This window comes from Bacillus sp. TH30, from assembly GCF_016650875.1.
Lineage (GTDB): Bacteria > Bacillota > Bacilli > Bacillales > Bacillaceae_G > Bacillus_A > Bacillus_A mycoides.
This window is the reverse complement of the sequence record NZ_JAEKEY010000002.1, coordinates 1,027,079-1,039,810: the sequence shown is the minus strand read 5'-3', so window position 1 is coordinate 1,039,810 and position 12,732 is coordinate 1,027,079. Positions and strand designations below refer to the sequence as shown.

The following is a 12,732-nucleotide window of genomic DNA, read 5'->3' as shown; positions in this document are numbered from 1 at the left end:
AAAAGTGAGAGTAAAAGAGCAATTGTTAACTTTGAGAGCATATGTACCTGGGAAAAATATTGAGGAAGTAAAAAGAGAATACGGATTGTCAAAAATTGTGAAACTAGCATCGAATGAAAATCCGTTTGGCTGCTCTGCGCGTGTGACAGAAGCATTAACTTCGTTAGCTAATCAATATGCACTCTATCCGGACGGGGCGGCATTTGAGCTTCGTGAGAAAGTAGCAGAGCATTTAGGTGTAAAAGCGGAACAACTTTTATTTGGTAGTGGGCTAGATGAAGTCATTCAAATGATTAGTCGTGCTTTGCTACATAATGGAACAAATGTTGTAATGGCGAACCCTACGTTCTCGCAATACCATCACCATGCTGTTATTGAAGGAGCAGAAGTTCGTGAAGTACCACTTAAAGATGGCATTCACGATTTAGATGCAATGTTACAACAAGTAGATGAGAAAACGAAGATTGTATGGATTTGTAATCCGAATAATCCGACAGGTACATATGTAGAAAAACAAAAATTACTTTCATTTTTAGAATCAGTTCCAAAGTCAGCGCTCGTTATTATGGACGAAGCATATTATGAATATGCTGAGGCAGAAGATTATCCGCAAACATTGCCTCTTCTTGAAAAGTACGAAAATCTTATGGTGCTACGCACATTCTCAAAAGCATATGGATTAGCTGCTTTTCGTATTGGATATGCGATTGGTGATGCAAAGCTTATTGGGCAGCTAGAGGTAGCAAGACTACCATTTAACACATCAACTATCGCCCAAGCGGTAGCATTAGCGGCAATAGAGGATCAACAGTTTTTACAAGAGTGTGTGAAGAAAAATGCCGGAGGATTAAATCAATATTATGCATTTTGTAAGGAATATAACGTATTCTACTATCCGTCTCAAACGAATTTCATTTTCTTGAAACTTGGTATACCTGGTAATGAAGCTTTCGAGCGATTAATGAAAAAAGGATATATCGTTCGTTCTGGTGCAGCATTTGGTATGCATGATGGTATTCGTATTACTGTTGGATTAAAAGAAGAAAATGATGAGATTATTGAATTACTTACGGAACTTGTAAAAGAACAAGTGAAGAAAGAAGAAACGTATTCTTAAGAAATGGTGGAGGCTCCTGTTACAGGAGCCTTTTTCATTTGAACTGCAATAAGGGGAGTTGTTTGCACGTTCAAGAAAGAAAACGTTACAATAGAAGTAGACGTATAAGAAGAACTATTGTACATATAACTTATTTAAAATGTGAGGAGGATACAGTTTGAAACTAGTAGGACGAAAAAATAGTTTGAATGGGAAAATTGTTGTTCCAGGAGATAAATCTATTTCGCATCGCTCTGTTATGTTTGGAGCGATAGCGGAAGGGACGACGAAAGTATCAAATTTTTTATTAGGAGAAGATTGTTTAAGTACAATTGCATGTTTTCAAAAACTAGGTGTCCAGATTGAACAGTTTGGTAACGATGTCACGATTTACGGTAAAGGATTACATAATTTACAAGAACCGAAAGAAGTATTAGATGTGGGGAATTCAGGGACGACTATTCGTCTTATGCTTGGGATTTTAGCAAATACGCCGTTCCATAGTACGATAATTGGTGATGCATCAATTGGAAAACGTCCTATGAAACGTGTTACAGACCCGCTTAGTAAGATGAATGCTCAAATTGATGGTAGAGAAAACGGACAATATACACCTTTATCTATTCGCGGTGGTAAGGTAAAAGGTATGCATTACCATTCACCAGTAGCAAGCGCACAAGTGAAGTCAGCAGTTTTACTTGCGGGTTTGCAAGGGGAAGGGATTACTACGGTAACAGAGCCTATGCAATCTCGTGATCATACGGAAAGAATGTTGCGTGCATTCGGTTGTACCGTAGATGTTAATGGACGGACTGTTTCATTACAAGGTGGACAACAACTTAAAGGTGCAGACATAGAAGTTCCAGGAGATATTTCTTCGGTGGCATTTTTCTTAGTAGCTGGTGCAATTGTCCAAAATAGTAAGCTTGTATTGGAAAACGTTGGTTTAAATCCGACGAGAACAGGGGTTTTAGATGTATTAACAAAGATGGGTGCACTTATTTCTATCGATCATATTAGAAATGAAGAGTTTGAACCGTGCGGGGATATTACGATTGAAACATCTAAACTAAAAGGAATAGAAATTGGTGGAACTCTTATTCCAAGATTAATTGATGAAATTCCTGTAATTGCTTTATTGGCAACGCAGGCAGAAGGAATTACTGTTATTAAAAACGCTGAGGAGTTAAAAGTAAAAGAAACAAATCGTATCGATACGGTTGTAGATGAATTAGGTAAATTAGGTGCGAAGATTGAAGCTACACCAGATGGTATGATCATATATGGTAAACGAAGTTTAAAAGGAAATACTGTTAATAGTCACGGCGATCATCGTATTGGGATGATGCTTGCAATCGCATCGTGTATTATAGATGGAGAAGTGAAAATAGAGAATAGTGATGCGGTCGCTGTATCGTATCCGGAATTTTTCGAACAATTAGCTGCGCTATGAGAGAAAGTATAGGAAGAGGTAGTTCACTCAAAAGGTTGCGTTCTTACACCTAGTTGCTTATGATAAATGAACAGAAGAGAATATTTTTTGAATTAAAGGAGACGTTTATGCAAAAGTTTGAACAGGCTGTTTCTTATATTGAAAACGGTGAAGCAGAAAAAGGATTACAATTATTAAAAGAACAACTACGAGTTGCTAATGATGAAGAGAAGTATGATATCGCTCGTTACTATCATACACTTGGGTTTATGGATGAGGCGTTAGCAATTACTGAAGACTTACGCTTGCTATATCCGGAAGAAAGTGAATTTACGGTATTTTTAGCAGAATTATATATTGATTTAGATAAAGAAGATGAAGCGATTGAAGTGCTTCATGATATTCCAGAAAACGATGATTTATATGTTCAATCGTTATTACTTGTAGCGGATTTATTCCAAATGCAAGGTTTTGATGATGTAGCAGAACAAAAACTATTGAAGGCGAAAGAAATGATGCCAGACGAACCTGTTATTACGTTTGGGTTAGCAGAATTATATAGTAGTAAAGGTGAAGAGCAAAAGGCGATCACTTATTATGAATCGTTACTAGCAGAACATAAAGTTATGGGTGGTGTTGTCATTGCGCTTCGTCTAGCAGAAACTTTAAGTGCTATTGGAAACTGGGAAGAGGCAATCTCTTACTATGAAGCGGGGTTAGAAGAGCAAAAAGATATTCACTCATTATTTGGATATGCCTTCACATTATACCAAGGAGAAGAATATCAAAGAGCAATTGGTGCTTGGCAAGAATTAAAAGAATTAGATCCTGAATACGCATCGTTATACATGTATTTAGCGAAAAGCTATGAAAAAGAAGGCATGCTTCAAGAAAGCTATGAAACACTTCAAGAAGGAATTAAAGTAGATGAGCTGTCTGTTCCTTTCTATGTAGAATTAGCGAATATTGCGGCGAAATTAGGTAAAATAGCGGAGGCAGAAGAAGTGCTTCAAAAAGCGCTGGAGCTAGATCCGGGACATTTAGGCGCGATATTAAAATATGCGTATATTTTAAAAGAACAAGAGAAATACGAAGAGCTAATTGCAGTTGTAGAACGTGCAATTGACAGTGGAGAACCAGATACACAACTACTTTGGGATCTTGCATTTGCAAAAAAACAATTAGAAATGTATTCGGATGCATTAAAACACTATGAAAGTGCATATACTTCTTTTAAGAATCATCCAGATTTCTTGGAAGAGTACGGTTATTTCTTATTAGAAGAAGGAATGCGAAAAGAGGCGAAAGAAGTATTTACGCAGTTAATACAACTAGACCCGACACAAATTCATATTGAAGAATTGTTATATAATTTAGAGGATTTTTCATAAGTTGGAAGGAAACTGAATGCCGCTTCTTGAATCTAAAAAGAAAAGAGAAAGACAGAGGAGGGACTTAATCGCTATGAATACCCCTGTTTCTGTAAACGAGAAGAAGGATTTTGTAAAATGGTTTTTGAATAATTACCAACTGAAACAGCGTGAATGTGTATGGATTTTGAATTATTTAATGAGTCACGATCAATTAATGCATAAAGTCCACTTCGTAGAACATGCAAAATATTGTCCGCGTGGCTTAGTAATGTCAGCAAATTGTGTGAAAGACACACCGTTTCATTTTTTTAAACAAAATGTAATGACAACAGATGCAGAAAAATCGTTTCATGATATTCGTTTGAATCGAGATGAGGATATTTATATTCAGCTTAATTTTAAATCATCGTTCCAAAATGCAAACTATGTAGCTGTATTAGAAGAAAACCCATATTTGCCAAAGCATATTGAAGTGAATGAAAAAGATCGATTGCTTGCAGAACGATTTTTAGAAGAAAGTGTATTCTCATTTAGAAGAGAACGTCTTTTGAAACAAATTGATGAAGCTTTGGATAAGCAAGATAAGGAAGCATTTCATAGGTTAACAGCAGAGTTGAAAATTTTATAGAATCCATTTTGAATATGCAATCTTTACGAAATTCAGACTTTTTAAGAAAAACTACTTAATAATAGGTAGTTTTTCTTTTTTTACCTCTTTTAGTATGGTTTAATATATATAAAGTGAAAGTTCTGTTATTTCGAATGGAGGAGGGGAGAAAAGGTGAAATGGATTGTAAAAGATGTAGAACAGTTTGAGCAAGCGAGGGAGTATGTAGATACAGGGATTATACCCCTTTTGTCTATTTCGGCAGCAAAAGGGATGAAAATGGTTGTAGAGCAAGGTGAATTTATTGAGGCTTTGAGTATGGAGTTGGAAAGGGAGTATAAAGGAAGAGTGCTTTTACTGCCCGCATTTACGTATTTGGTAGAGAGCCAAAAGAATGAAAAAGACCGTTTGCAAGAATGGACAGATCATTTACAAAGGCAAGGTTTTAAGCATATTGCCTATGTGACAAGTGACTTTTCATGGAAAGAAGATATGAGAGATGTGCAGGGTGATTTATTTTGGTTTCCATCGTTATCATTAGAGCAATTTAGTGACCAAGCGAAAAGGGAAGTTATTCGTGCACACATAAAAAATATTATGGAAATGTTGGAAGAAAGATGGATAAAACAACAATAAACAGAAAGTTCTTATTATTATGAGTAGTATGATATTGACCTATACAAGAGGGTATTATATCATGATAGTGTCCTAGTTTTTATTTTTTATATAATTTTTTCACGAGGGGACAATTTCTGATAGAGGGGGGAAATTTTCGTGAGCGAGAAAGAACATCGTGTGTCAAGAAGACAGTTTTTAAATTACACACTTACAGGGGTAGGAGGCTTTATGGCGGCGGGTATTTTAATGCCGATGACGAGGTTTGCGCTTGATCCGGTGTTAAGAAAAGAAGCGGGAACAGATATGGTTGCTGTTGGACAAGTAAAGGATATTACAACAGAGCCGAAGCGCTTCGATTTTAAGGTGAAGCAGGTTGACGGGTGGTACAAGTCTGAAGAGCCAAAATCTGCTTGGGTGCATAAAGATGAAAGTGGAGAAATTGTTGCGTTTTCGCCAGTATGTAAACATTTAGGTTGCACAGTGAACTGGAATTCGGACAAAGCACATCCTAATCAATTCTTTTGCCCGTGTCACGGGGGACGTTACACAAAGGATGGGATGAACATTAAAGGCACACCGCCTCTTGCTCCGCTTGATGTGTACGAGTCTAAAGTGAAAGATGGAACGCTGTATTTAGGAAAAGCGAAGCCAAGAGGGGGTGCAAAGTAGATGCTAAATAAAATTTATGATTGGGTGGACGAACGTTTAGATATTACACCGATATGGCGTGATATCGCTGATCATGAGGTACCTGAGCATGTTAACCCGGCACATCACTTTTCTGCATTCGTCTATTGTTTTGGAGGACTTACCTTTTTCGTTACAGTAATTCAAATTTTGTCCGGAATGTTTTTGACGATGTATTATGTGCCGGATATTAAAAATGCTTGGGAGTCGGTTTATTATTTACAAAATGAAGTAGCTTACGGGCAAATTGTTCGTGGTATGCATCACTGGGGTGCTAGTCTCGTAATTGTAATGATGTTTTTACATACACTCAGAGTTTTCTTCCAAGGTGCGTATAAAAAGCCTCGTGAGTTAAACTGGATTGTTGGTGTTCTTATTTTCTTTGTTATGTTAGGTCTTGGTTTTACCGGATATTTATTACCGTGGGATATGAAAGCGTTATTTGCTACGAAAGTAGGGATTCAAATTGCAGAGCAAACGCCGCTCATTGGTCCTTATATTAAAACATTACTCGCTGGTCATTCCGAAATCGTTGGCGCTCAAACATTAACTCGCTTCTTTGCTATTCACGTCTTCTTCTTACCAGCAGCACTTCTAGGTTTAATGGCCTTCCACTTCATCATGATTCGCAAACAAGGTATTTCCGGTCCGCTATAAGAGATTGCTAAATTAAAGGGGAAAGAACAAAAGGAGGGAGATTATGCATCGCGGCAAAGGGATGAAGTTTGTAGGAGATTCTCGGGTACCAGTAGCCCGGAAACCAAATATTCCGAAAGATTATTCTGAATATCCAGGGAAAACAGAAGCGTTTTGGCCGAATTTCTTGTTAAAAGAATGGATGGTTGGTGCAGTTTTTTTAGTCGGTTATTTATGTTTAACAGTGGCGCATCCGTCACCGCTTGAGAGAATGGCGGATCCTACAGATGCAGGATATATACCACTTCCAGATTGGTATTTCCTATTCTTGTATCAGTTATTAAAGTATTCGTATGCTTCAGGCTCATTTACTGTAATTGGTGCGTTTATTATGCCGGGGATTGCGTTTGGAGCGTTACTATTAGCTCCGTTTCTAGATCGAGGCCCAGAAAGAGCACCATTGAAGCGTCCTGTAGCAACGGGGTTTATGCTTTTAGCAATTGCATCGATTATTTTTTTAACTTGGGAATCTGTAGCACACCACGATTGGGAAGCTGCAAAAAAACAAGGAGCAATTGTAAAAACAGCACCAGTTGATAAAAATGATGACGGCTACAAGTTGATGCAAAAAAATACTTGTTTAACATGTCATGGTGACAATTTACAGGGCGGAGCGGCAGCACCGGCTTTGCAAAACTTAACTTTAAAACCAGAAGAAATCGCTAAAATTGCGAAAGATGGAAAAGGTTCAATGCCTAAAGGTGTATTTAAAGGTACAGATGAGGAACTGAAAAAGCTTTCGGAATTCGTTGCAAAGTATAATAAAAAATAATAGAAAAGCTGACTACAAAATCTGTGGTCAGCTTTTTATTTTGCGTGGCCAGCTAAGCTGGGCACTGTTTGATGGTGAAAGGTTTAAATAGAATTCTACAAGGATTCAAAAATTATTATAGCCTATCTTCAATTGGACAGAAGTGGCTCGGTAAAATAGATTGGTACTTCTTAGAAAGGCTTAACCTTTTCTGGAATAAGAAAAGAAATGTTCGAAAGAAACATGGCCGTATCAAGGGCTTGATGAAGAAAATAACATACACACTCGTGAAAGTAGGAAGCTAGAACAAACTGAAAGCTAAAGAAGGAAGAGCATCGGAGAGCCGTATGAGGGGAAACCTCACGTACGGTTTGATGTGGGGAAGCTGAAACAGAAAAGGGATAGCAAAGCCATCCCTAAAGAAAATTTAATCTGTTTCAGTTTTCTACTCTACGATGACGGAAAGTTTGCTATATAATAGAGTAGAGTTCGATGAAAGAATTACTTTGTTTGAAAGGTGTTGGACATACAGATTGGCTTACTTGTATGCAATGTTAAGGCAACGTTCGGTACTATTATTTTTATTGGTTGTTAACATATTAGGTACAATTTACGGATTCATATGGTATGGAAATCAATTAAAAGAAACCTCACCTATATTTTGGCCGTTTGTACCAGATAGCCCTATGGCGACTCTCTTTTTTGTCTTTGTTTTAATTGCTTTTTTGATGAAGAAGAACTGGGGGTTAATAGAAGCGCTAGCGATAGTTACTTTAATAAAATATGGTGTTTGGGCTGTTGTTGTAAATGCAATTATGATTTATGTAAAAGGTCCTATTGGCCTTATGGGATATATGTTAATGTTATCTCATTTTGCGATGGCAGTGCAGGGAATGTTATATGCTCCGTTTTATCGGATAAAAAAATGGCACTTCACTGTAGCTGGCATATGGACATTACATAATGATGCAATTGATTATTTATTTTGGCAAATGCCGAGATATGGGATTATGCATTTATTTGTAGAGAAAATTGGTTATTTTACGTTTTGGTTAAGTATTGCTGTACTGTGTATTACATATTATTATTGCTTACGTGAGAACCGAAAACAGTTTTCTTTATGATGGTGAGGACATTTAGGGGGAGAAAATGAAGAAAAATAAGAGCAGTATAAACATATTGGATCGATTGATCACTTTAGTAGTTTCCTATAGCATAGCATTTTCTGTTTTCGCTCTCGCGACAACGGTAGTTGTATATGGAAAATGGTTGTATTATTTTGAAATTGATTTTTTAAATATTCCAGATTTAGCGGATATGACGAAAGATGAAATTAAGAGAAACTATGATGTGCTTATTACATATTTATCGCCGTTTTATGAAGGTGCATTACAATTGCCGACATTAGATATGTCCACAAATGGACGCATTCATTTTGTAGATGTTAAAAATATTTTAGTAAAGATTCAATATATAATGTATGGAACGATTGTAATTGCTGTATTAGGAGGAGCGTATTTATTAAAAAAGAAAAAAGAAAAGTTTTTACTTCACGGAGCGATTCTTACAATTATTTTTCCAATAGCTCTTACGTTACCAATTGCTATTAATTTTGAAAAGAGTTTCGTATTATTTCATAAGCTTTTATTTAGCAATGATTATTGGATGTTTGATATTGAAACAGATCCGGTTATTTTAATGTTACCGGAAGAATTCTTTATGCATGCTGCATGTATTATTTTATTATTGATTTTAGGTGGTAGCATGCTTTGTTACGGTGTGTATAAATATTTAGTGAAAAAGAAAAGGGTTTCAAAGAAAAAATTCTCTGTTTAAAGAGAATTTTTTTGTTTTCATAGAGATAATATATTTTTTGGTTTTGTTCTGTTCTATTCTTGTCCAATTCCACATATTTTGTACTAGTAGTTATAGGGGGGACCGGGATGAAGAGAACATTAATTGGACTGATAGCATTTCTAATTATAATGTTTCCAGTACGTATATATGCTGAAGAGTGGAGTGAACTAACTGGATTGCTAGATGACTCTTTGCAGTTAGTGAAGAAAAAAGAAGATGAAAAGGCAATACAAGTACTGTACCATTTCTCAGAGCAATTTCTATCAAAGGAGAATGAAAATAATTCAAAAGTAACTCCGGGACAAATTAGAGTCGTTTCTTTAGCATACGATAAGGCGAAACAATCTCTCGCGGAAGATTCAGATAGGCAAGTTAAAGTGGATAATATGTTAGCGTTACAACTTGCTGTTGATGCACAAGTATCTAAATATCAGCCACTTTGGATGGAAAGAGAAAGAAAGATAATGAATGCTTTTTCTCAAGTAGAAAAGGCGATGGAAAAAGAAGATGATGGACAGTTCCAACAGACGCTAAATACATTTTTAAATGAATTTAATATTATTTATCCTAGTTTAATGATTGCTCTGCCGGAAAACGAAGCGCAGCGTGTAAATGCACATTTATCTTATTTGGATGAATTTCGTAACGTTATGTTAAAAACGAAAGGTGGACAAATGCAACTAGGGATTATTAAAGGTGATTTGCAAAAAATATTTCATACAGTAAAAAAAGATGAGATTGCTCCCTCTCTCATTTGGTTTATGACAATTACTGGAGGACTTATTTTGTTCACTTTAACGTATGTTGGATGGAGAAAGTATAAAGGGGAGAGAGAGAAGCGGAGAAGCAACTTGCATTCTAAAGATAGATAATACGCATAAATAAAGATACGGATTGTAAGGTTTATTTATTGACAACGGTGGAAGAAAAAAATAGAATGAGAAGTACTATAATTAAAACTTCAATGGAGGTTTATGATGTTTTATTTAATTTACTTCGCGATCATTTTGATCATACCGTTGTATGCACAGTCAAAAGTACGTAGTGCCTATAGCAAGTATTCACAAGTTTATTCAACATCAGGTATGACAGGAGCGGAAGTGGCTCGAAAAATTTTAGATGAAAATGGATTGTACAATGTAGCCGTAGAAGAAACGCCAGGTCATTTGTCAGATCATTATGACCCGCGTGTAAAGACGGTTAGATTATCGACAGATAACTATTATGGTCATTCAGTTGCTGGTACAGCTGTAGCAGCACATGAAGTAGGACACGCAATTCAAGATGCGAAAGATTATAACTTTATGCGTGTACGCCATTCGTTAGTGCCAGTTGCTAATTTTGGTTCAAACATGTCATGGGTTTTTGTCCTAATTGGTGTATTTGCACAAATGTCTGGTTTGTTGTTACTAGGAATTATTTTAATGGCAGCAGGTGTTATTTTCCAACTTGTTACATTACCAGTTGAGTTTGATGCATCAAAACGCGCAATGCAACAAATTGAAGCACTTGGTATCGTATCAACAGATGAGTACGGTCAAGCTCGTAAAGTATTAAATGCGGCAGCATTAACATATGTAGCAGCAGCTGCTGTAGCAGTATTTGAATTATTACGTCTCGTATTAATTTATACTGGTATGCAGCGTAGCGACGATTAAAGACTATCAATTTTGATAGTCTTTTTTTGTTTTGTGGATTGAATCTTATAATATGTTACAAATGGAAATAATAGAGAGAATATGGGGTATAGAACTAGTTAAAATAAAGATAAGTATGGAATGATGAAAGAAGGTGACGGACATAGAATATCCATATTATTTAGTTAAACAAGTGAAGGAGCGTAGTGCTACATACCAATTAGAAGGTTTTTTAAGTGGACAGGGCCCTAAAAACCCGAAATTAATGCTTGTTGGAGAAGCACCTGGTGAAACAGAAATTCATAATGGGATCCCATTTAGTGGGAGAGCGGGAAAACATTTAATGGAATTTTTAGAACGTATTCACGTTACAAGGGAAGAAGTATATATTACGAGTGCGGTCCGGAGTAGACCTTATAAATGGAGAGAGAAAAGGGAACGAAATGGCGAAATAATACAGAAGAAGTACAATAGAACACCGAATCAAGGTGAGATACTTGCCCATGCACCTTTGCTAGATTATGAACTGGAATTTATACAGCAGCCGGTTATTGTCACACTTGGTAATATTGCATTACAGCGTTTAGTTGGTAAAAATAATAAAATTACGGATGTTCATGGAGAATTGTTAAAGCAACCTGTGCAGCGATTGAAAGATAGCAGCAGTACAGAATTTATTTGGTCAGAAAAAGAATATCATATTTTTCCGACCTTTCATCCAGCTTCTATTTTCTATAATCGGAGTTTGTTGGAGCTTATTTATGAGGATTTGGAGAAACTTAAAAGATTTATAATAAAAAACTAGAAAAGCTACAGAGCTTTTCTAGCTGAATTTAATTATGTAACGGTTTTTTATTTTCATCTAATGTAAATCCTTCACCAACAACATCGTGTACATCACTTACAGCGACAAAGGCATGTGGATCTACTGAAATAATGATGTTTTTTAATTTTACGATTTCATTTTTAGCAACAACACAATATAGTACATTACGTTCTATTTTTGTATAGGATCCAACTGCTTTTAAAAAGGTTGCTCCGCGCTCCATTTCTGATAAAATTTTTGAAGCAATTTCATCGTTTTTATCAGAAATAATAGTTGCTCCTTTTGCTGCATAAGCACCTTCTTGCATGAAATCAATAACCTTAGCCCCGATAAAAACAGCAACTAACGTATACATGCCCTCGCGATATGATAAATATGTAAGAATAGAGATAATGATAACGACCGCATCAAACATAAACATCGTTTTTCCCATACTCCAGCCAACATATTTGTGAGCTAGCCTTGCGATAATATCAACACCGCCAGTAGTCCCGCCGTATTTGAATATAATTCCAAGTCCTATGCCGATAAATGCCCCAGCGAATAAAGCAGCCAGTGTCATATCATTTTGCAAGTTTAAATGTAAGTTGAGAACCTCGTAGCGCTGAAACACCCAAAGGAATAAAGAGACGCTAAATGTACCGATTAATGTGTATAAAAATGTTGTTCGGCCGAGTAATTTCCAGCCAATGAAAAATAGAGGGACGTTTAAAATTAAGTTTGTATAGGAAGGATCAAGTGAAAATTTAAAATATAATAATAGCGTAATGCCGGTAAATCCACCCTCTGCAAGATGGTTTTCAATATTGATATTCACAATACCGAAAGAAAAAATAGCGGAACCGATTAAAATAAAAATGATATTTCGAATCTTCAAATTTGATGTCATTTAGAAATCCCCCTAATTATGTAATGATTACATTGCTCCTCTTAAACGATAGAACATAATAATAAGTTATTTCTAGTTGATAGTGAAAATAGAGAATGGTATAAGAGCTTAATTAGTTCAGCCTGATATTGTGCGGAAAAACTGTAAAAGAAAGTTTCACTTTACCCTGTCCCAACGGCTGGTAGAGGGAAAAGCGAAGAAGAAAAGGTCGAACCAGCCGCAGGGACCCGATTGGTTCAGGTTGATCTTTTGCAAAAATCACG

The 12,732-nt window shown here is 36.2% G+C and carries 14 protein-coding genes; 13 read left to right on the top strand and 1 reads right to left on the bottom strand.

The genetic code is table 11. The annotated features are described in order from the left end of the window. The first annotated feature begins 4 nt into the window (after positions 1-4). The 13 genes from hisC (at position 5) to JFU20_RS07395 (ending at position 11,559) form a co-directional block, all read left to right on the top strand. Positions 5-1,117, top strand: coding sequence for a histidinol-phosphate transaminase (hisC, locus tag JFU20_RS07460; protein WP_002166074.1), 1,113 nt, complete (start codon positions 5-7; stop codon positions 1,115-1,117). A gap of 157 nt (positions 1,118-1,274) precedes the next feature. Then, positions 1,275-2,549 carry a 3-phosphoshikimate 1-carboxyvinyltransferase gene (gene aroA, locus JFU20_RS07455; protein WP_201038507.1) on the top strand — a complete coding sequence of 425 codons (1,275 nt, stop codon included), beginning with the start codon at positions 1,275-1,277 and terminating at the stop codon, positions 2,547-2,549. A gap of 107 nt (positions 2,550-2,656) precedes the next feature. Next, positions 2,657-3,919, top strand: coding sequence for a tetratricopeptide repeat protein (locus tag JFU20_RS07450; RefSeq protein WP_002086616.1), 1,263 nt, complete (start codon positions 2,657-2,659; stop codon positions 3,917-3,919). Positions 3,920-3,992: 73 nt separating this feature from the next. After that, the gene (locus tag JFU20_RS07445; protein WP_002086615.1) at positions 3,993-4,529 is read left to right on the top strand and encodes a ReoY family proteolytic degradation factor; all 537 of its coding nucleotides are present in this window, start codon (positions 3,993-3,995) and stop codon (positions 4,527-4,529) included. A 153-nt stretch (positions 4,530-4,682) separates the two neighbouring features. Beyond that, positions 4,683-5,144: a YpiF family protein gene (locus JFU20_RS07440; RefSeq protein ID WP_002166072.1), complete on the top strand. Its 462-nt coding sequence runs from the start codon at positions 4,683-4,685 to the stop codon at positions 5,142-5,144. A 138-nt stretch (positions 5,145-5,282) separates the two neighbouring features. Continuing rightward, complete coding sequence (gene qcrA, locus JFU20_RS07435; RefSeq protein ID WP_002011835.1) at positions 5,283-5,795, top strand: menaquinol-cytochrome c reductase iron-sulfur subunit; 513 nt, start codon at positions 5,283-5,285, stop codon at positions 5,793-5,795. Beyond that, on the top strand, positions 5,796-6,470 hold the full coding sequence (gene qcrB, locus JFU20_RS07430) for a menaquinol-cytochrome c reductase cytochrome b subunit (RefSeq protein WP_000932700.1): 675 nt from the start codon (positions 5,796-5,798) through the stop codon (positions 6,468-6,470). Between the two features lie 43 nt (positions 6,471-6,513). Continuing rightward, positions 6,514-7,281, top strand: a complete 768-nt coding sequence (gene qcrC / locus JFU20_RS07425) for a menaquinol-cytochrome c reductase cytochrome b/c subunit (protein ID WP_002011836.1) — start codon at positions 6,514-6,516, stop codon at positions 7,279-7,281. A gap of 512 nt (positions 7,282-7,793) precedes the next feature. After that, complete coding sequence (gene lhaT, locus JFU20_RS07415; protein ID WP_002086612.1) at positions 7,794-8,384, top strand: lipoprotein heptaprenylglyceryl N-acetyltransferase LhaT; 591 nt, start codon at positions 7,794-7,796, stop codon at positions 8,382-8,384. 25 nt (positions 8,385-8,409) lie between these two features. Then, complete coding sequence (gene lit / locus JFU20_RS07410; RefSeq protein WP_002011839.1) at positions 8,410-9,096, top strand: lipoprotein intramolecular transacylase Lit; 687 nt, start codon at positions 8,410-8,412, stop codon at positions 9,094-9,096. Positions 9,097-9,203: 107 nt separating this feature from the next. Continuing rightward, a complete protein-coding gene (gene ypjB, locus JFU20_RS07405) occupies positions 9,204-9,989 on the top strand; it encodes a sporulation protein YpjB (protein WP_002141040.1) in 786 nt (261 codons plus the stop codon). A 105-nt stretch (positions 9,990-10,094) separates the two neighbouring features. Continuing rightward, complete coding sequence (locus JFU20_RS07400; protein WP_002086606.1) at positions 10,095-10,775, top strand: zinc metallopeptidase; 681 nt, start codon at positions 10,095-10,097, stop codon at positions 10,773-10,775. Between the two features lie 133 nt (positions 10,776-10,908). Further along, positions 10,909-11,559, top strand: coding sequence for a uracil-DNA glycosylase (locus tag JFU20_RS07395; RefSeq protein WP_002011844.1), 651 nt, complete (start codon positions 10,909-10,911; stop codon positions 11,557-11,559). A 28-nt stretch (positions 11,560-11,587) separates the two neighbouring features. Here JFU20_RS07395 and JFU20_RS07390 read toward each other — a convergent pair whose 3' ends face one another. Next, positions 11,588-12,469 (bottom strand): YitT family protein, encoded by an 882-nt coding sequence (locus JFU20_RS07390; RefSeq protein WP_002011845.1) that lies wholly within the window; start codon positions 12,467-12,469, stop codon positions 11,588-11,590. Positions 12,470-12,732 lie beyond the last annotated feature (263 nt).

Bases quoted from the DNA above. Each gene is read 5' to 3' on its own strand.
- JFU20_RS07400 (WP_002086606.1), top strand. From the start codon at position 10,095: ATGTTTTATTTAATTTACTTCGCGATCATTTTGATCATACCGTTGTAT.
- qcrB (WP_000932700.1), top strand. From the start codon at position 5,796: ATGCTAAATAAAATTTATGATTGGGTGGACGAACGTTTAGATATTACA.
- qcrC (WP_002011836.1), top strand. From the start codon at position 6,514: ATGCATCGCGGCAAAGGGATGAAGTTTGTAGGAGATTCTCGGGTACCA.
- JFU20_RS07445 (WP_002086615.1), top strand. From the start codon at position 3,993: ATGAATACCCCTGTTTCTGTAAACGAGAAGAAGGATTTTGTAAAATGG.
- JFU20_RS07450 (WP_002086616.1), top strand. From the start codon at position 2,657: ATGCAAAAGTTTGAACAGGCTGTTTCTTATATTGAAAACGGTGAAGCA.
- JFU20_RS07390 (WP_002011845.1), bottom strand. From the start codon at position 12,469: ATGACATCAAATTTGAAGATTCGAAATATCATTTTTATTTTAATCGGT.
- lit (WP_002011839.1), top strand. From the start codon at position 8,410: ATGAAGAAAAATAAGAGCAGTATAAACATATTGGATCGATTGATCACT.
- ypjB (WP_002141040.1), top strand. From the start codon at position 9,204: ATGAAGAGAACATTAATTGGACTGATAGCATTTCTAATTATAATGTTT.